The 19971-nt window shown below is 42.1% G+C and carries 17 protein-coding genes; 7 read left to right on the top strand and 10 right to left on the bottom strand.

Annotated features, from left to right (window positions below):
* The first annotated feature begins 37 nt into the window (after positions 1-37).
* A complete protein-coding gene (locus tag AO498_RS08985; protein ID WP_067546282.1) occupies positions 38-1126 on the top strand; it encodes a toll/interleukin-1 receptor domain-containing protein in 1089 nt (362 codons plus the stop codon).
* Here the strand turns inward: AO498_RS08985 and AO498_RS08980 are convergent.
* Positions 1123-1896: an XRE family transcriptional regulator gene (locus AO498_RS08980; RefSeq protein WP_067546280.1), complete on the bottom strand. Its 774-nt coding sequence runs from the start codon at positions 1894-1896 to the stop codon at positions 1123-1125. The genes AO498_RS08985 and AO498_RS08980 overlap by 4 nt on opposite strands.
* Positions 1893-2138: a hypothetical protein gene (locus AO498_RS08975; RefSeq protein ID WP_236778583.1), complete on the bottom strand. Its 246-nt coding sequence runs from the start codon at positions 2136-2138 to the stop codon at positions 1893-1895. Before AO498_RS08975 ends, AO498_RS08980 begins: the two co-directional genes overlap by 4 nt.
* 312 nt (positions 2139-2450) lie before the next feature.
* Here AO498_RS08975 and AO498_RS08970 point away from each other — a divergent pair, with 312 nt between their 5' ends.
* Entirely contained in the window at positions 2451-5216 is a 2766-nt protein-coding gene (locus AO498_RS08970; protein ID WP_067546277.1) for a TonB-dependent receptor, read from the top strand.
* A 73-nt stretch (positions 5217-5289) separates the two neighbouring features.
* Here the strand turns inward: AO498_RS08970 and AO498_RS08965 are convergent, their stop codons facing one another.
* Positions 5290-7536, bottom strand: a complete 2247-nt coding sequence (locus AO498_RS08965) for a Tex family protein (RefSeq protein WP_067546275.1) — start codon at positions 7534-7536, stop codon at positions 5290-5292.
* Positions 7537-7733: 197 nt separating this feature from the next.
* Between AO498_RS08965 and AO498_RS08960 the strand changes: the two genes are divergently transcribed.
* The 5 genes from AO498_RS08960 to AO498_RS08940 all read left to right on the top strand — a co-directional run bounded on the left by AO498_RS08960 (position 7734) and on the right by AO498_RS08940 (position 14115).
* Positions 7734-8306: a TlpA family protein disulfide reductase gene (locus AO498_RS08960; RefSeq protein ID WP_067546272.1), complete on the top strand. Its 573-nt coding sequence runs from the start codon at positions 7734-7736 to the stop codon at positions 8304-8306.
* A gap of 122 nt (positions 8307-8428) precedes the next feature.
* Positions 8429-9790: a flavin monoamine oxidase family protein gene (locus AO498_RS08955; protein WP_067546270.1), complete on the top strand. Its 1362-nt coding sequence runs from the start codon at positions 8429-8431 to the stop codon at positions 9788-9790.
* A complete protein-coding gene (locus AO498_RS08950) occupies positions 9787-10920 on the top strand; it encodes a nitrilase-related carbon-nitrogen hydrolase (protein WP_067546267.1) in 1134 nt (377 codons plus the stop codon). The genes AO498_RS08955 and AO498_RS08950 overlap by 4 nt, the downstream gene beginning before the upstream one ends.
* Before the next feature lie 4 nt (positions 10921-10924).
* On the top strand, positions 10925-12172 hold the full coding sequence (locus AO498_RS08945) for a peptidase C69 family protein (protein WP_067546264.1): 1248 nt from the start codon (positions 10925-10927) through the stop codon (positions 12170-12172).
* A 146-nt stretch (positions 12173-12318) separates the two neighbouring features.
* A complete protein-coding gene (locus AO498_RS08940) occupies positions 12319-14115 on the top strand; it encodes a hypothetical protein (protein WP_067546261.1) in 1797 nt (598 codons plus the stop codon).
* A 6-nt stretch (positions 14116-14121) separates the two neighbouring features.
* Here the strand turns inward: AO498_RS08940 and AO498_RS08935 are convergent, their stop codons facing one another.
* The 7 genes from AO498_RS08935 to AO498_RS08905 form a co-directional block, all read right to left on the bottom strand.
* Complete coding sequence (locus tag AO498_RS08935) at positions 14122-14568, bottom strand: molybdenum cofactor biosynthesis protein MoaE (protein ID WP_067546258.1); 447 nt, start codon at positions 14566-14568, stop codon at positions 14122-14124.
* A 3-nt stretch (positions 14569-14571) separates the two neighbouring features.
* On the bottom strand, positions 14572-15633 hold the full coding sequence (locus AO498_RS08930; RefSeq protein WP_067546255.1) for a HesA/MoeB/ThiF family protein: 1062 nt from the start codon (positions 15631-15633) through the stop codon (positions 14572-14574).
* A 3-nt stretch (positions 15634-15636) separates the two neighbouring features.
* Entirely contained in the window at positions 15637-15876 is a 240-nt protein-coding gene (locus AO498_RS08925) for a MoaD/ThiS family protein (protein ID WP_236778582.1), read from the bottom strand.
* Positions 15877-16038: 162 nt separating this feature from the next.
* Positions 16039-16773, bottom strand: a complete 735-nt coding sequence (locus AO498_RS08920; RefSeq protein WP_067546252.1) for a sulfite exporter TauE/SafE family protein — start codon at positions 16771-16773, stop codon at positions 16039-16041.
* A gap of 2 nt (positions 16774-16775) precedes the next feature.
* Positions 16776-17960 (bottom strand): molybdopterin molybdotransferase MoeA, encoded by a 1185-nt coding sequence (locus AO498_RS08915; RefSeq protein WP_067546249.1) that lies wholly within the window; start codon positions 17958-17960, stop codon positions 16776-16778.
* Positions 17960-18940, bottom strand: a complete 981-nt coding sequence (gene moaA / locus AO498_RS08910; protein ID WP_067546247.1) for a GTP 3',8-cyclase MoaA — start codon at positions 18938-18940, stop codon at positions 17960-17962. The genes AO498_RS08915 and moaA overlap by 1 nt, the downstream gene beginning before the upstream one ends.
* Positions 18941-19068: 128 nt before the next feature.
* Positions 19069-19968 (bottom strand): helix-turn-helix domain-containing protein, encoded by a 900-nt coding sequence (locus AO498_RS08905; protein WP_067546244.1) that lies wholly within the window; start codon positions 19966-19968, stop codon positions 19069-19071.
* Positions 19969-19971: the final 3 nt, after the last annotated feature.

Here is a 19971-nt window from a genome sequence, read left to right as displayed (position 1 = left end):
TTGCTTACCTTTAATAGATTGCAAATCAGGCTTTTTTATGACTTCAGGAAAAATTTTTATCAGCTATCGAAGAGAGGATTCTTCGGGAGAATCGGGCAGACTCAAAGACAAACTCGAGCAAGTATTTGGTCAAGAAAACATCTTTTATGATGTAGAAACTTTGGAAGCAGGAATCAATTTTGATCAATCCATCTCCAAAGCGCTCAATGAAAGTAAAATTTTGTTGGCTATGATTGGCCCACATTGGCTCAAAGTGACCGATGAAAAGGGAAATCCGAGAATTCATAACGAAGGCGATTGGGTCAAAAAAGAGATTTCTTTGGCCTTATCCAGAAATATCAGAGTGATTCCCATTCTGGTGAATGGGGCTAAAATGCCAGAGGCTTCTGAACTCCCAGAAGAACTTCAAGAACTTTCGCTAAAACATGCCCAAGAACTAAGTTCCAGCCGATGGAACTACGATGTCGGTGAACTGGTCAAAGTCCTTGAAAAAATAATTCCCGCAAGAATCACTGAGAAAGCCAAATCTCCCCAGCCCATTCTACCCAAGCCCCAACCCAAAAGTTGGTGGGCGAAAAATTACCTTTGGGTCTTAGGAGGAGTAATTGGTTTATTCATCTTGTTAGCCTTAATACCCTCTCAAGAAGAACCGTATTATGATCCTTATTCCCTAGAAGAGGATTCTACGGCTACAGACCAGCCAGAAGAACCCATTGAGGAAAATCCAGAAATTTCTACAAATGGAAATCTAGGCACCAACTCATCCGTCGATCCTAGAGTCACAAATCCGGATGGAAATGAAATTTACAATTCATTGACCTTTGAAGCTCAAGTACCTGATTTTGAAGGAAAATGGTGGCTTTATGAAAATGGGATTAGGTCAGGATTTTTTCAAATCGAACAAAATGGGGCTGAATTTTCCTTTGGATATTACCTTTTTAATGTTCCTGTGGGTAGCGGAAAAGGACATTTTGAAAATGGATACTTGGTTTCCGACTCCTTTCTCATGAATGATTCACCAGGAACCTACGGTTTTTCCTTTTTTACACAGGATGATGGAACGAACTGGATCGGACAAACCTTCGCCAATCAACAAGTGAGCGAAGCCTATTTAGTCAAAAATTAGCCTTTGATTCTTCTCAAATCTTCGCGGATATCTCGAATCATTTCCCCTAAGTCTTCTAGAGTTAGGGGTTTCTTTTTATCTCCAGGATTTGGAAAATCCGTGCTGATAAATGCCTTTGACTCCCATATCTCCAAGACATCCTCTCCACGAACCTCGTAAGGTTTGTACAATTCATTATCAGAAACTAAAAACAGCTTTCCGTTTTCCTGCAGGTAATTAAAAACTCGTTTATACACCACCCCTTCAGTTTGAGTCACCAAAACATAAGTTTTTCCACTTTTGATTTGATGAAGCTGATCGACGTAAGACCCAATAACAATAGTGCCCGGTACTAAAGGCAACATCGAATCACCTGATAATTCAAAGGCTCGATAGGTGGCTTGGCGGGATAAATTTGGAAGATGGAATTGAGGTAAAGTTTCCATATACTCTGGATCAGCAAATCCATTCAAATAGCCTGCTGAAGCTTTTTGACCCACCAAAGTGATATTTTCGCGATCCTCTGAATCTGCAGCAATGGTTAAGATGCGGAAGTCTTTAGGCTGGGTAACTTTTCTTCCTTGTTTTTCAATATCGTGTTCGACCAACTCTTCCATTCCTACTTCGAGCAACTCACAAATCTTCAGTAGAGTGTGGAGCTTGGGTTCTGATCTTCCATCTTCATACGCAGAGATCATGGGACGCTGCACATCCAATTGATCCGCCAGATCTTGTTGGGTGATCCCTTTTTGCTTTCGCAAAAACCGAAGATTTGAGGCTAAGTAGGTCATGCTGAAAACAATAAGAAATCACCTTCCCCCTCCATTGGTAATACTGGGAAAAATGGGTTAATATTTTTTATTTCCGCTCTTCGCTTTTCCAATCGATGCTTGATCTCCTCAAGAATATCCCCAACAGGCTTGGGTTCCGAAACTAAGAGGTATCCATATTGAGCATTATCCTCTTCCTCTACGGTAAATTTCACTTGGCTCTTTCCTGATGAAAGAGTCTTTGTCATCGCAATTCGGATCATGGTTTCGCTAGTCATATTTTCGAACATTACATCGGCTAAGATATAAAATGTTGTCAAAATCAACATTTGAATGTTATAAAAATCATCAATTTATTCTGACGCATATTGTCAGTACAGGTAAATTATTGACAGGCAACTATTTACAGGACACTCCAGATAGGATAAATAAAATATTCCATAAATGGCAACTGTTCATTGGCTCTTTCTACCGCTCAGCGAATAATCATTTAAAATTGAAACCATAGGTGGCTTTTTTTGTATGATTAGTAAGACTCCAAACTTTAGAGAGTCGTCGAAATGATAACCTGAGGAATGAAATATTTATTTGCTTTAGTTTTTGTGTGGCTTGGTTGTGGACTGGTGCAAGCTCAGACTTTTAACGTGAAAGGGAAGATTTTGGAATCTGGAAAAAATGATCCTATCCCCTATGCCAATGTACTTCTATTGACGGTTTCAGACTCCGCGCAAGTATCCGGAACAATCTCAGATTTGGATGGGGAATTTGAACTTACAGGTGTGCGCAATGGAGATTATTTGTTTAAGATTCAATACTTAGGATACCAGAATTATTTCAAGCAGGTACGGGTTAATCAAAACCTAGATTTAGGGGCAATTTTTGTAAAAGAGGAAGCTACCGCACTCAACGAAGTAGTCGTGGCTGCCAGAAGAGCTACAGGATCACAGCGAAGTGATACAACTCTTTACAATGCTGACGCTTTCAAAACCATGAAAGACGCAAGTGCTCAAGCCCTAATCGAAAAACTTCCCGGAGTAATTTCAGATGGAGGAACACTCCAAGCTCAAGGGGAAAATATTGCTCAGATTCTAGTCGATGGCAAACCGTTTTTTGGTACTGACGTTCAAGCAGCACTTCAAAATCTCCCTGCTGAAGTCATCCAAAGCATTGAAATATTTGACCAAAAAAGCGAAAAAGCACAACTCAGCGGTTTTGATGATGGTGAACGACTCAAGACCATCAACATCATTACGAAAGCCAACCGTCGAAAAGGTCAATTTGGAAAAACCACTGCAGGAATCGGAAGTGATGAGCGTTACCTAGCAGGCGCAAGTATCAACGCTTTTAATGAAGATCGAAGAATCACCTTCACGGGTCTGGCAAACAATGTCAACATGCTCAACTACACCAGCGATGCCAATGCCCAAGCAAATGGAAGGCCTCAGGAAGGTGTAGTCACGACCAATATTCTAGGTATGAATTACACGGATTTATGGGCGGATAAAATCAAGGTCACAGGAAGCTATACTTTTTCCAATCGAGAAAATGTAGGGCTAGTCACTCGATTTAGAGATTTTGTAACGACAGATGCCTCTAACCAAGAGTATTCGGAAAGTTCTCGGGATGTTAGAGTCAACAATGAGCATGAAGCAAATCTTAGATTAGATTACAATCCCAATGAAAAAAATCGAATTCTGTATATCCCTCGATTAACGGCCCGTTTTGAAAAAGAAAATTCAGGATTTTTTGGAGAAACTACCGATGGGATCAACCTGATCAATCAGGTCGAAAACTCCAGAACTGGTAACTACAAAGAATTTGACTTTTTCAATCGGTTCCTTTACAGCCACAAATTCAATAAACCCGGAAGAACAATTACTTTCCGTTCCATTTATCACCGAGGATGGGATACCGATGAATCGGATAGAATTGCCCGAAATTCCTACTATGAAGGAGACCAAGAACGAATTGAGCGAATAGATCAGCGTACTACCCGAGATCGAATCGGTAATCGATGGGAAGCAGGAGTCTCTTTTACAGAAGCATTGAGTCAGGAAAGTCAGTTGGAGCTGGAATACGAAATAGGAAATCGAGCTAATAATTCCGATCAGTTGATATTTGATGTGGAAGGCGGAGATTTTCAATCTGGAAATATGCGCTTAGACACCGCATTGAGTAATGCATTTGTGAGTGATTATCTTACTCAGGAGTTTGAACTTGGCTATCAGTACGCCGGGGAGAAATTCAAAATGCAAACTGAGGTGCAATATCAGGATGCCAACTTGGATAATGCACAGGAATTCCCGCTCTTGTTTCAATTGAACCGACGGTTTTCTGCAGTGCTTCCAACAGTACGAATGGAATTCAAATTCAGCCCAACTACCAATATCCAATTCGATTACGATACCCGAACTAACGAGCCTCAGATCAGACAACTCCAGCCAGTTATCGACAATACCAATCCGCTCCAACTCCGCACGGGAAATCCTGATCTTAACCAGGCCTATAGCCATGATTTTCGAGTTCGCTTCAGAAGCCAAAATCCGGATACAGACAAAAGCTGGTTTCTATTTGCCCAATCGAGTTTCATAGACAATTTCATCAGCAATAGTACCTTCATTGCGGATCAACCGACCGAAATTCAGGATGGAATCATCTTAGAAAAAGGTTCTCAATTAAATCGACCAGTAAATCTAAATGGCTATTGGGAACTTCGATCTTGGATGAGTTATGGAATGCCCATGGATTTTATCAAATCCAAGTTTAATATCAACGCTGGTGCAGGAATCACACGCAGACCGGGCCAAGTCAATGATTTGGTTGGATTCAACAACTCCCAACGCTTGAGTGCAGGCTTCTCGATCAATAGTAGCATCAGTGATCAGGTTGATTTCAACATCTGGTCGAGATCTTCTTTCAATAATGTAGAAAACACCTTAAATGCCAATCTGAACAATAAATTCTTCCAACAGCGATTCCGTATCAACCTGAATTGGATCATATGGGAAGGAATCATTTATCGTCTTGATCTTAACCATCAGATCAATTCTGGATTGAGTGCGGGATTTGACAATAATTTCTCCTTGGTGAATATGAGTTTGGGTAAAAAAATCTTCGCAAACCAGCGTGGTGAAGTCAGTCTGATGGTCTATGATTTACTTGGCCAAAATGCGAATGTCAGAAGAAACATTACTGAGACCTTCATTGAAGATATCCAAACCAATGTACTTCAGCGCTATTTTATGATTTCCTTCACTTACAATCTCCGAAGATTTAGCAAGGGAATGGACGAGGACAAATACAATGAGATGTATAAAGAAGATTCACCTGGTAGAATCTAACATGAAATCAAAAAGGCGGATCAAAATATTGACCCGCCTTTTTTGTTGAACCTAAATTTTATCGGTCCAGAATTTATTTTCCAAACCTTCCTTTTAACATTGCTAGCTTGGAGGCTAGATCTCCCTCTACTTCTTCTTGGGTAGACTTTTTAGCCTGAGGCTTAGCCATTGTTTTTCCTCGCTCCGCAAATGGATCTGATTTCATGCTTAGGCCGATTCGCTTTCTCGGAATATCCACTTCCATTACAGTCACTTGGACTTTTTGGGCGACAGTTACCACCTCTTTTGGATCCTTGACAAATCGATCTGCCAAATGGCTCAAATGAACCAACCCATCCTGATGCACTCCTATATCGACAAAAGCACCGAACGCAGTAATATTGGTCACTACACCAGGAAGCTTCATTCCGATTTTTAAATCTGCCATGGAGTTTACACCTTCTTGAAATTGGAAGACTTCAAAGGTCTCCCTAGGATCCCTTCCCGGCTTAGCCAATTCGTCAAGGATATCCTGTAAGGTGGGCAATCCCACTGTTTCGGAAACATAATTTTTCAATACAATTTGTGCACGAAGCTCCTCGGAGCTCATCAAGTCCTGAACGGAAGCCTTCAGATCTTGCGCCATTTTTTCTACTAACTCGTACCGTTCTGGATGGACTGCCGAACGATCCAAGGGATGCTTCGCATTACGAATCCTCAAGAATCCTGCAGCTTGCTCAAAGGCTTTCTCTCCTAATCTTGGCACTTTCTTAAGCTGAGTACGACTGGTAAATGGGCCGTTTTCTGTTCGGTACTCCACAATATTTTGAGCCAAAACTGGACCAAGGCCTGAGACATAAGTTAGGAGTTCTTTAGAGGCCGTATTGACTTCTACTCCTACCCCGTTTACGGCAGACATTACGGTATCATCAAGCGCATTTTTCAGTGCATTTTGGTCTACATCATGCTGATATTGTCCTACCCCGATTGACTTTGGATCGATTTTGACCAATTCAGCCAAAGGATCCATCAATCTTCTCCCAATGGAAACTGCCCCTCTTACCGTCAAATCCAAGTCTGGGAACTCATTTCTAGCCACTTCAGAGGCAGAATAAATCGAAGCTCCTGATTCATTCACCATAGTCACGACCACCGCTTTGGGTAATCCGAGGGATTTGACAAATGTTTCCGTCTCCCTTCCTGCTGTACCATTTCCGATTGCGATTGCTTGAATCGAGAATTTCTCCACCAAACCTTTCACCGTCATACCCGCTGCGGCGCTTTGTCGCTGTGGCTCGTGAGGAAAAATCGCCTCGTAATGGAGCAATTGTCCTTGTGGCCCCAGAGAAACGAGCTTACAACCCGTCCGGAAACCAGGATCGATGGCCATGACGGATTTTTCACCCAAAGGTGCTCCTAGGAGAAGTTGTCGGAGATTTTCCGCGAAAACCTTGATTGCTTCCTCGTCCGCTTTCTTTTTGGTCAGAAGGCGAATTTCTGTTTCCATACTTGGCTTCAATAAGCGCTTGTAGCAATCTTTTATCGCCAGCTTGACTTGGTCTACTGAAGCATTTGAAGCATTTACCAAGATTTCCCGCTCAATTAACGTCAAGGCGGAACCTTCTTCAGGACAAGAATCCAGCATCAGAAAAAGCTCCTTTTCTCCTCTTCTCATTGCCAAAACTCGATGGGAAGGAGCAGATTTGATCGGTTCAGACCAGTCAAAATAATCTTTGTATTTGATCGCTTCAGCCTCTTTTCCAGGAATAACTCGTGAAGTAAAAGTACCTTCCTCCAAAAAGAGCTTACGCATTTTTTCTCGAACAACAGCGTTTTCGTTGATCCATTCGGAAATGATATCCCGAGCACCTTGAAGAGCTTCTTCGATCGTATTTACTTCTTTATCCTCGCTGATAAACTTTTGCGCTTCGTTCTCAAGATCAATTGAATCTTGCGTAAAAATTCGCTCCGCCAGTGGTTCCAATCCTTTTTCGCGAGCAATCGTCGCCTTGGTTCGTCGCTTGGGCTTGTAGGGCAAATAGATGTCCTCCAGCTTTGCCATGGTCTCAGCTCCCACCACTGCTTTCTTAAGCTCAGGAGTGAGTTTTCCTTGTTCTTCAATTGACTTTAGAACCGCTTCCCGTCGCTTATCCAGCTCTCGCAACTGCTCAATTCGGTCACGAATCGTAGCAACCTGAACCTCATCTAAAGTACCTGTGGCCTCTTTTCTATAGCGAGAAATGAAGGGAACGGTAGCTCCCCCATCTAACAATTCTACGGTTGCCTGAACCTGCTGAGGTCTCACCCCCAATTCGGACGCAATTTTACTTTCGTAATTCATCTATTTTTGAAAATACTTACTGGAATTTGAGCCGCAAGATAAGACTGAGTAGTCAGAGAAAAAGGTAAAAATGTGCCAAGGGTCACTAAGCGTCTGGAATTGTGGAAGTAATTTTGACTCAAGATTGAAAATTAAAAAGTGGTGAAGTTTTGAGGAAGCATCACCTTTACTGTGAATCCCGTAAATCGTACTTCCAAATGGACTGGAAAAAAGAACTTAAATCCTGGGGCCTAATTCTAGCCTTCTTCGCGTTTCTCTATTTCACAGGACTTTTGCCGGTGATCCAAGGAGCAATCCAGTCTGTCTTACTTTCTACTGGATTAATCCAACCCAAGCTCGAACGAGTCGATTTGACGAATCAGAATTTTAATTACACTGGGCAGTTCAGAGACTTGGAAGGAAACCCTGTAGATTTAAATAACTACCGAGGAAAGACCGTATTTATCAATCTCTGGGCTTCTTGGTGTGGGCCTTGCCGAGCCGAAATGCCCCATATTTCTGAATTATATAAGTCCTTGAAAGACAATCCTGATGTGGAGTTTTTAATGATCGGATTAGATCGGGAGTTTGAAAAAAGTAAAGATTTCATGGAAGGAAAAACCTGGAGGTTTCCCGTAGTCCATGCAAGTTATGGGCTTAACTCCAGCCTTCAAAGTGAATCGATTCCCACCACACTGGTGGTCAACAAAGCTGGGAAAATCGTTTTTTACCAAGAAGGGATGAGCAATTTCAACACCGATGAATTTCGAAATTTTCTTTTGACTCAATGAGAAAAATAAGGGATTGATAATTCCCAAATGACCTTTTGTTTACAAATCCACGGGTGGTAATAAATAGGTGATTGAGAATTACTTTTTTTGATCTTCATCCAAAATCGAAGTAATTTTTCTACATGAATTTATCCCCTGAAGTAATCATTGTCGGCGGAGGTTTCTCGGGGCTAGCTGCCGCCAAAAAACTTCACGAGCACCAAATCCCTTTTCTACTTCTAGAAGCTCGAGGGCGTTTGGGGGGAAGGACATTCACAAAAAAGTTTGAAGACTTCTATCTTGATTTTGGTGGACAATGGATTGGTCCCACACAAGATCGGATGTATGCGCTTTGCCATGAATATGGAGTCAGATATTATGGCACCTACAATCAAGGTAAAAACATCCTCGATCTCCGGAAAAAAATTAAAACCTATCGTGGTGTCATTCCTAAAATAAGCCTTTTAGCACTACTCAACCTGGATTGGATCATTCGTAAACTCGAGCGACTAGCCAGATCCATCGATATCCAAAACCCATGGAACCACCCTAAAGCCAAGCTTTGGGATAAGATAACCTTGGAGCAATTTCTTCGAGAAAACACCCGCTTTGAAGACACGTATGCTATCATTCGAGTGGGATGTGACACCATCTTCGCTTCAGATCCAGATCAGCTATCCTTACTTCATGCCCTATTTTACATTCGTTCAGGCACTTCTCTAGACTGCTTGATCAATGTCGAAAATGGCGCTCAACAAGATCGAATCGTTGGAGGCATGCAACATTTGGCTGAAAAAATAGCCGCAGATTTCACAGATTCCATTCGATTTAATTCACCCGTTAAGTCCGTTCAGAAGCAGGAAAACGGCTATGAGCTGAGTGGAGAAGGCTTTTCTTTTTCCTGCCAGCAAGTTATCATCGCTATCCCACCACCACTTTTGAACGAAATTGAATTCAGTCCAGCCCTGCCTTCATCTAAAAAAGCCATGTTGGAAAATTATCCCATGGGGTCTGTTGCCAAATGTTTTATGATCTATGACAAACCCTTCTGGCGGGATATGGGATTTTCAGGACAATCTGTTTCAGACCAAAACACTCCCTTTCAAGCCATGTACGATTGCTCCCCGGCAGATGCAAGCAAAGGGATTATGATGGGTTTTTCAGTTGGCAGCAGAATGAATGCGCTTTTCAAAAATTCAAAAGATGACCGCCAAAACATCATGAAAGAAACTCTAAGTCGGTATTTTGGGTCAAAAGCTGAAAATTTCCAAACCTATGAGGACTTTACGATGAGCGATGAGATTTGGTCTAGAGGATGCTATGCTGCCTTGATGCCAGCAGGAGCTTGGACTACATTTCGAGACGAATACCGAACTTCAGTGGACCAGATTCATTTTGCAGGAACAGAAGCAGCAACCCGTTGGCATGGATACATTGAGGGAGCGGTGTTGGCTGGAGAGTCAGCAGCATCCAAAGTACTTTCTTCTATTTCTTCTAAATCATGAAAAGAACGATCATCACGGTGTTAATCTTATTGGTTTTTGTTGGCTTGATTTGGTCCTACGAAGGGAGAAATACCGAATTACCAATTCCCAAAAGCCACCTTACTACGATCGAATTTGTCAATTCCTTTGATACGCTAGATCGGACCCTTGTGGGAGTTCAGCCCTACATGGAACTGACCGATTACCTTTCTGCTAGTAATTTTCAGAACAAAATCGAGCTTTACCTCCAAGAAGCAGCAAACTCGGGTATGCTATCGGAAAAAAGTTTGGTTCTTTTTCCTGAATATTTGGGAACATGGCTGGTGCTGGAAGGAGAAAAAAAATCAATAACGGAAGCCGAAACGTTGGAGGAAGGCTTAAGCTTAATGGTAGCCAGCAATCTTTTTGAATTCTTGGTTCGACTTCCTCAGACTGGAACAGAATCCGACCATGCGGCAGCAGCCATATTTCGAATGAAATCCAGAAAAATGGCTAAAATTTATTACAACACATTTTCCGAACTATCCAAGAAATTCAATACCCACATCGCAGCTGGTTCAATCATTCTTCCCGGAGCAAGAGCTGAGGAAGGAGAATTGGTGATCGAACCGGATCATCCACTCGAAAACGTTTCGTTTATTTTTGGTCCAGACGGAAAAATCACCGGTTTGGCAACACGAAAAGCCTATCCTATTGCATCTGAGCAGCCCTTTTTAACTGCAACTTCATCAGAAGATATTCCTACCTATTCTCTCCCAATTGGTAAAACAAGTCTTTTGATTTGTGCCGATAGTTGGTACTCCGAAGCCTATCAAAAAGCGGTAGAGGGAAATGTTGAAATTATTCTGGTCCCTTCGTATTGCACAGGCGACCAAACCATGTCCCAACTTTGGCAAGGATACAGCGGCTATGACGAACCTCAAGACGTTGATCAAGCAGACATTGGAAAAATCACCGAAAGAGCTGCCTGGGAAAAGTATGCTTTGCCCGGGAAAATCTCGAAAACCAAGGCTCAACTTGGAATGAATGTTTTTCTACGTGGGAAATTTTGGGAATTGGGAACAGATGGACAACCCTTTTTGATCCGAGATGGTCAATTATTGGATTTAACACCTGCTGAAAAGGCCGGGATTTGGGCAATCAAATTTTGACACCATGTGCGACACCTTGGTTTGCCTTCCTTCATTCTCTAAATCCGGAAACCTGATTTTTGGCAAAAACTCAGATCGGGAGCCTATGGAGGCACAGGCCATAACCCATGTGCCTAGGAAGCAACCAGAATCTAAGGAGCTCACCTGTACCTTCATCACCATTCCTCAAGTCAGAGAGACTTTTGAAGTGATCCTTTCCAGGCCATTCCAAATGTGGGGCGCCGAAATGGGTGCCAATGAGTTTGGAGTAGTGATAGGAAACGAGGCGGTTTTCACCAATGTAAAATTTGACAAATCCGATTTGGGATTAACTGGAATGGATTTGTTGAGGCTAGGGCTAGAACGCTCAAAAACTGCACTTGAAGCAGTTCAAGTCATTATCCAATTATTGGAAGAATTCGGTCAAAACGCCTGTGGGGGATATCAAAACAAGAACTTCTATTACCATAACAGCTTTTTAATCGCTGATCCAAACCATGCTTTTATCCTAGACACAGCAGGAAAATCATGGGCCTATCGATCGGTCGAAAAATTCGGCACTATATCCAATGCCTTAAGTATCGAGTCCAACTATGAAGCAGCAAGTTTTGTAATCGAGCCTCGGACGATTCAAGGGATTTTTGCAGGTCAACAACCCAATTTCCGTAAACACTTTTCAGACTTTGTATTTACCACCGCAGGAAGGGCTAATCAACGAAAAACCTGCACGCTAACTTTTTTGGAAAAAGCTCAAAACCCTTCAATTAGTGCCTTTTTTCAAGGTCTTAGACAACACAATCGAGAAGATTTTTCACCTCAAAAAGCTACCACTGGAAGTATTTGCATGCATGCCACAGGTTTTACCAATCCCTCAGATACGACAGGAAGTATGGTGGCAGAAATTCGAAAAGGCGAAGCTTCCACCATTTGGTTGACGGGAAGTTCCCACCCTTGCATGAGTATTTATATCCCATTTTTTTTGGGAGCTTTTCCTACTGAGGTCGTTTCTTTGCTCAATCCATCTGCTCAGGAAGACGAAAGTTTTTGGTGGAAAGCCAAAAAAGTACATGCTCTTATAGAAAAAAATTACACTAAGAATCAACCGATTTGGCGGAAAACCTTAGATCAGCTTCAGGAGAATTGGTTGGAAGAAGAAATTCGACTAATCCAGTCTGAGGCAAGTCTCGATGAATTAAAATCCTTCACATCCAAGTGCTTAAAAACGTACCGTGAGATTTTAAATCAGGTGATTCAAACAGAGAAACTTGGTTAATCCTGACTTTCTTATTTGCATCTTGAAGGGCCTCATTTACTATTTTTCATGATAAATATCAGTCTGACTATTGGGTAAAAGCGGGAAAAATCGGTTTTGAGAGCTTTTATTTTTGAAGCTTCGAGCTATTATTCGTTTCCCAACTTATGCCTCATCAAGCTTCACTTCATTCCTTTCACATTCCCGTCATGGGATTAGGTTTTACCGTAGATACCCCACTCAAAGTCGCCCAATTTGGGATTTCAAGCGTCATTTCCATTATGGATGATTTTCTTTTAGAGGACATGCGACGAATTTATAGTGAGCGCTATGAGCTGGAATTTAACCCCATTACTGAACAGGAGGAGGATTATCGGGCCAAACGGATCACCGCTTATTTGGACTTGGTCCACGACATCATTGCTCTTCAAGTGCATGATCTTAAAATTGCTGATTGGGAGAGTGATGAAAAATTCCATCAATTCCTCCAAATACTTCCCAATGGCCACTCTCTTCTAGCCCTTTTGGGACACTATTTTGAAGCAAATACTGAGGAAAAAGAAGTCCTTCGAAAAAGAATTCTTCCGATGATTTCCCCCGGAGCAATTGATGTAAACATCATGACGAAGGTGGACAAATTGAATTATTCCGAATCTGGTGAAATTTTGCCCCGTGAATATTCGGATGCTTTATCAGCTTTGAGAGGATTTGCCACGAGCAAACTTCAAGCTTCAGTGGTTTTTTCCGCTGGACTAAATCCCGCCTTGTATTCCTATGCCGAGCGGTTCTCTGACTTTTTTCCAGATGAAACCGGTAATATTAAAAAGCGAATCATCCTCAAAGTTTCGGATTACCGTTCCGCCTTGATTCAAGGGAAATTTTTGGCTAAAAAAGGACTTTGGGTTTCAGAATTCCGAATCGAATCTGGACTCAATTGCGGAGGGCATGCTTTTGCCACAGAGGGTTTCTTGATCGGGCCTATTTTGGAGGACTTCAAAAACAACCGGCAAGAATTGATCGACACCCTCAAATCAGCCTGCAATCAAGTATTAGAAGGAAAAAATTACCCTCTTCTTACCGATTCTGAAACAGTCAAAATCACTTATCAAGGAGGAATCGGAACGGCCCAGGAAGACTCATTCCTTCGAACGCACTACCAATTGGACGGCACAGGCTGGGGTAGTCCCTTTTTACTCGTGCCGGAAGCAACTTCAGTAGATGAAGACACCCTCCAGCGAATTATCGAAGCCAAAAAATCAGATTTTTTTTTAAGTCATGCCTCTCCTTTGGGAGTACCTTTCAACAACCTTCGAAATAGTAGCGGGGAAGAACAACGAAGAGCTCGAATCGAAAAAGGAAGACCGGGAAGTCCTTGCTACAAAAAATTCCTAAGCTTCAGTACTGAGTTTACGCAAACTCCAATTTGTACTGCTTCAAGACAGTATCAGCATCTCAAAAGCAAACAAACAGAAAAGGGAGAAGCAACCTACAACGAACTTCAGGCCGTACTGGAAAAGGATTGCCTCTGCGAAGGGCTCAGTGCTCCGGCTATTTTAGCCGCAGGTGATACGCCAAGAAGAAATCTCAAAGCAGTTACAATTTGTCCAGGTCCTAATTTGGCTTACTTCAAGGGGGTATTCAGTCTCAAACAAATGGTAGATCACATTTACGGGAAGTTTGCACTCGCCCTTGATCCTGAGCGTCCCCATGTGTTAATCAAAGAAGCCCAACTCTATGCGGATTACCTTAAAAAAGAGTTTCAGAAGATCATCCCAGAAACAGCAGCCAAGCAAGAAGCCTATTTGGAAAAATTCAGAGGGAATCTTCAGGCAGGATTAGCCTATTACCAAGATTTGGTCAACTCACTTCAAATGGATTCGGAAGAAATTCTTGAGAAAATGAAGCAGCAGTTGAAAGAGCTCCAAACCGAAATCGAAAGTTACCGACCTGTATTATCCTTTTAGGCTTGGTTAGGTATTGACCTTCCAAACATTGCCTTCGGTATCGAGGATTTCTTTTCCCCAAATGGGTAATTCGGCCTTGATTCGCTCCACCGATTCATCGCAAGCTTGCATAGCTGCTTTTCGATGTTTGGAGGAAGTAAAGACGAACAAGCAAATTTCTCCCACCTTTATTTCGCCGAGGCTGTGGTAAATGTGCATGCAAGTCAATGGGTATTTGGCAAAGATCGCTTCCCGAATTTCAAAGGCTTTTTCCAAGGCCATTTCTTCATATGCCGTGTAATCGATGGCGATGACCTTCCCTTCCTGTTTTTGGTCAGCTCGGATCTGACCCAGAAAAATAGAATGTCCACCGATATCAGTTTTACTCGCATGGTTTGCGATCGAATTTGCAATCTTTTCAGGCGAGATCGGACCTTGAACAAAGATATTCTTGGGCTTACGTTCTTTTTCCATGGTTTAGGACTTTAGGGCATTGATACCACCTTTGATCGAAAAAATGACTTTATCAGGATATTCCTCCGAAAGTCGTTGAGCAGCTTTTTGACTTCGAATCCCGCTTTGACAAAAAATCAAAATCTGCTCTGCGTCTTCTAGCCGATCGAGTTCATCCTCTAGGCGTGACATCGGGATTTTCATTAAACCGGTACATTCCAAAGGAGGTAATTCCCCGAGTTCTCGCACATCCACAAAGGCTACATTTTGATTCATTTTACCCATAGCTTCTTTCCAGGACATTTCCTTCACTGTACCACAAGCTTGCTGATAATCGGTGTTTTCCAGCTCCATCCAAGAATCCGGACCGAGTTTGGCATTCTGAACTGATAGCTCGACTTCGTAGGATTGAGAGCTAAGGCTATTGAAATAGAGCATTCGATTTTTCAGTGGGTTTCCATATCCACTTAACACCTTGATTACTTCCAGAGCCATCAAATTCCCGATAATTCCGGGTAATACGCCCAATACCCCTGTTTCAGAACAATTAGGAATCTCATCGGGACCTGGCATTTGAGGATGAACATCGCGATAGGTGCAGGAATTTTCACCCAAATTGAACACGGAGACTTGTCCTTCATGCTGGTAAATCGCCCCAAATACAAATGGCTTTTCGTGAAGTACACAAGCATCATTGATTAAATAGCGGGTTGGAAAATTATCCGTCCCATCAACTATCAAATCATAGTTTGCAATTAAGTCTTGGGCATTTTGAACAGTTAAAAATTCCGGATAAACTTCCCATGAAATATCAGAATACTGCTCTTGAAGCCGGCGAACTGCTTGCTCCGCTTTATTCTTTCCAAGGTCATTTTCTCCAAAGAGCACCTGCCGATTAAGATTGGAAATACTGACAATGTCGCCGTCAATCACTCCAATTTTACCAACTCCTGCTGCTGCCAGATAGAGAAGAGCTGGACAGCCCAAACCCCCTGCTCCTACTAATAATACAGAAGCTTGTTTTAGTTTGCGCTGGCCGTCTATTCCAAAACCAGTCAAAATATATTGACGCTCAAATCGATTCATAACTTATCCTCCTGAAAAAGGTGGCAAAAGTGCAACTTCAACCCCCGGTGCTAACTCACTATCTTCCATCACCAACTTTTTGTTTACCGCAAGCGAAAACTTCATGGATTTCAACACTGGAAATTGAGCAAACAACTCGTTTTTCAAGGCTGCTGTGCTTCCCGGATTTTCGAGTTCCAGAGACACTTTGCCCATTTTCTCGGCAATCATTCCAAATGCTTTGATGTGAATAAGGTTAGACATGGTTTAATTTTATTCAGGTACCAAGTTAAGGCTTAGAATGTTTTTTCTCCCACAGATTTACCTAGATCAATTCACAAATTGAAAAGATGAAATCAGAGGACTCACCTAAGTGCGATTAGCATCAAGCTTTCTTTGGGTCTTCTACGAGTTAACGATGAGTTTTTAACCCAAGATCAACTTCACAGCCGCAAAAGCCAAAACGAAAGCCAATAAGTACTTCAATGCCTTTGGGCTAAATTTTTTAGCCCCTAAATAGGCTCCCAAAGCCCCTCCTGCTACCGTCAAAGGAAGTAAAATCCAGAGTTGGGTCGAAAATTCGATATGAAATACAGAAGCTCCCAAAAATCCAGAAACCGAATTGAGGAAGATAAAGAGTGCGCTAAGTGCTGCAGTTTCCTTGACACCGGCCCATCCCAACATCAAGATTATTGGAGAAAGAATAATTCCCCCACCGATCCCGATCATTCCGGATAATAAACCAATAGCAAAGCCTAAAACAGGCCCCATCCACCATTTCCGTTCAATTCGCTGGTCTTCAGAAATCGGAAAAACTCCTGCAAATCTCAAGACTGGAAATAGCAATAATACGCCAAGAATTTTCTTGTAAATCCCTGTCTCCAAAAGCAATGTACCTCCCAAATAGGCTGCAGGTATGGAAAACAAAATCAGTGAAAGAAAGAGACTCGTAGGAAATTTTCCTGTTTTCCGATAATTCAAAAAGGAAATCATGGACACAAACATATTCAGAATAAGTCCGGAGGGCCTGATTTCTTCTGGCGCAAAGCCCATCAATGCTAAAATCATCAAGTAGCTACTCGCTCCTCCGTGACCCACTGATGCATACATAAATGCCGCAAAAGGCATGAGAACATATAAAATCCAATCCCAGTTTTCCATACTTACCAAGGGTAAAATATTACTAAACTTCCTTTGTCTATTGCTTCCAACTCTTCAGGGATTTCCACCAAACCATCGGCTATTCCAAAAGGCAGCAAATTAAAAGACTCCTGACCGGGAAGAATATGAACTTTTCCATTTTCTAACTTTGCCTTGAGAAAAAAGGTAAGTGGCACCTTTTTCGTAAAGGTCTCGGCAAGGGGTACTTCTATTTTTCTGGTCCAAGCTCCTTGATCTCCCATCCAAGTCAGTAAGACAGGCTTCACATATTGAATAAAGCAGGATAAAACAGATGCTGGATTTCCCGGTAAGGCAAAAACGATTTGAGGGCCTTTGCTTCCTACCAAAAGGGGTTTTCCGGGGCGTTGCTTTACTTTATAGAACACCGGATCAACTCCATTTTCTTCCAAGGCAGGTTTGACAAAATCAAAGTCTCCCACCGAAATTCCGCCCGTTAAAAGCAAAACATCCACTTCATTTAAGGCCTCTCGGATCACACGGACTACCTCATCTTTTTGATCTTTCACCTTCCAAATTGTAGGTAAATCCAGACCTAATTGAGTCAGGTAGGTTTGAATCGCAGGACCATTAGAATTGAATATTTGACCTGGAAGAAGCTCAGTTCCGCTTTCCACGATTTCGTCTCCTGTCAAAATCAGCCCAACCTTTGGCTTTGCTATTACCTCGACAGTAGTAATTCCCAAAGAGGCCAAAAGCCCAATCGATCCAGGAGTCAGTAGCGTGTTTTCTGGAATTACCTCCTCTCCAACGTGACATTGCGCGCCTGCTTTTCGGACATGCATACCAAGGGTAATTTTCTCCAAATCGAAGAAGATTTGATCACCTACTAAGGTGACCCATTCTTGTTGAATCACGGTGTCTGCTCCTTTAGGAACAGGAGCTCCGGTAAAGATTCGAACAGCTGTTCCCTTTTCCCATTCAATAGAGGGGGAAGCTCCCGCTTGAACCATGTGGACGACTTTTCGACTATCCCCGGCATCCGCAAAACAAATCGCGTAGCCATCCATACCCGAATTATCAAAAAGCGGAACAGGAATAGGTGCTATCACCGGACTGTAGGTTATTCTACCTAATGCTTCCGAAAGGGGAACCTGTTCAGATTTCCTTGGAATGGAACTATTTTGGAGTAATGATTTGACTTGAGTAACAGATATAAATTCCAGCATCAGCCACCAATTTTGATCATACTTCGATTTTGAATCGCATCTGGATTGGCCTGAAGGTAATCCGGAGAAAACTGACCACCCAAAGCAGCATGTTTTCGGGTGACAGATTGACGAATAATAGGCTCTATGTCCTCCCCATTTCTAAGGGCCTGAAGCAAATCCAATTCTTCTTTTCCAAACAGGCAATTTTTGATTTTGCCATCCGCAGTGAGCCGAAGTCGATTGCAGCTTCCACAAAAATGCTCACTCATCGTAGTGATGAATGCAAATGTCCCTTCGAAACCCGGAACCTTATATTTTTTGGCCGTATCGTGCTTTTTGTCTTCCAATTTGACCACTTCAAACTTCGCCTTCACCAATTCCAACAATTCTCGAGCAGTCACTACTTGATTGCTAGACCAATGATTTCCTTGAAAAGGCATAAACTCAATGAAGCGGACATGCAAAGGAAGGTTTTGAGTCATTTGAACGAAATCACAAATTTCCTCCTCAATCAATCCATGCAAAGCAACGGCGTTGACCTTGACTCGGAAGCCTTCCCGAAGGAGTAGGTTGATATTTTCCCAAACTTGGTCAAACTGATCTCGACGAGTTAGTTTTTTAAACTTTTCAGCATTGAGTGTATCGCAAGAGACATTGACTGATCTGACTCCTACTGCTTTAAGTTGTTCAATATGCTTATGGATCAGCACTCCATTGGTAGTGAGCGTAAGCTCTACTCCCAACTGAGCCAAGTGCTCCAAAATCCAAGAAAATTCCTTTCTGGCTAAAGGCTCTCCCCCGGTCAGTCTGATTTTTTTTACCCCTAATCCAATAAATACCTGAGCCAAAGCCAAAATTTCCTCTTTGGACATCAGCTTGGACTGAGGCATCCATTCCATTTCCTCCACCGGCATGCAATACGCACAGCGAAAATTGCAATGGTCCGTCAGGGATATTCGCAGGTAATCGTGAACACGTCCAAAAGTATCTTGAAGCATCTTGCTATGTTAGAGATTATTGAAGAAAAATGAAATCGAAATGAGACAAACCAACTTTTCAATGTTTAGAATGGATAATTGACATTTTGAAGAAATTTCTGATCCCTTCCAATTTTACAAAGCTAAAATCAGCTTTTCCGAAATTGTGTTGGGCTTAATTGGGTATGCTTTTTAAAGAAATTATTAAAGTGAGTCACCTCATTAAATCCTAAGGCAAAGGCAACTTGAGAAACATTCCAGTTGCTTTGTTTGAGCAAAATCTTACTTTCTTGCACTAGTCGATCAGAAATCATCTGCGAAGTAGTTTTTCCAGTCATTTCCTTAATCGCCCGGTTGAGGTGATTGACATGAATATTTAGCTGGTTGGCGAACTCCGCCGGTGTCCGTAATTCGATGGTCTGATGGGTATCATCTACGGGGAATTGTCGCTCGAGTAACTCCATAAATAAAGAAGCGATTCGAAGTGAGGCATTTCCATGTTTGGTCTGCTGAACCTCCGCAGACTGAAGCTTCATTCCAAAATGAATCAACTCGAAAATCAAATTTCGAATCAGGTCATACTTGTATTTGTATTCGGAAGTAAGCTCCTGATTCATCTTTTCAAATATTTCTTCCACCTTCAGTACCTCGGCATCTGTCAGCTCAAATACATGAGTTCCATTGGGTTGAAAAACCTCATATTGATTAATCTGCCCAAAGTTCAGAAAGAAACCAGGATTGAAAATGCAATAAACCCCGGACGAGGAAGATTCGACATGATCCCATTTATAAGGGACCATGGGATTGGAAAAAGCCAAAGCCTGCTTTTTCACTTCATACACCCGATCCGCAAAATGAACCTTACTCTCTCCCTTGAATAGCATCACCTTGTAAAAATCCCTTCTTCTGTAAGGAATTGATTTCACACTTCCTTCCAAATACGGCTCGAGACGGAAAATATTGAAGTGTCCAAAGTCATTTTTAAGACTTTCAGGAATCCAGTTAAATTTCCTTCGGTAAAACTCTTCCAAGGTCTCTGATTTCTGCATAGG

This window comes from Algoriphagus sanaruensis, from assembly GCF_001593605.1.
Lineage (GTDB): Bacteria > Bacteroidota > Bacteroidia > Cytophagales > Cyclobacteriaceae > Algoriphagus > Algoriphagus sanaruensis.
The sequence above is the reverse complement of the archived record's forward strand: the minus strand, read 5'-3'. Positions and strand labels throughout refer to the sequence as shown.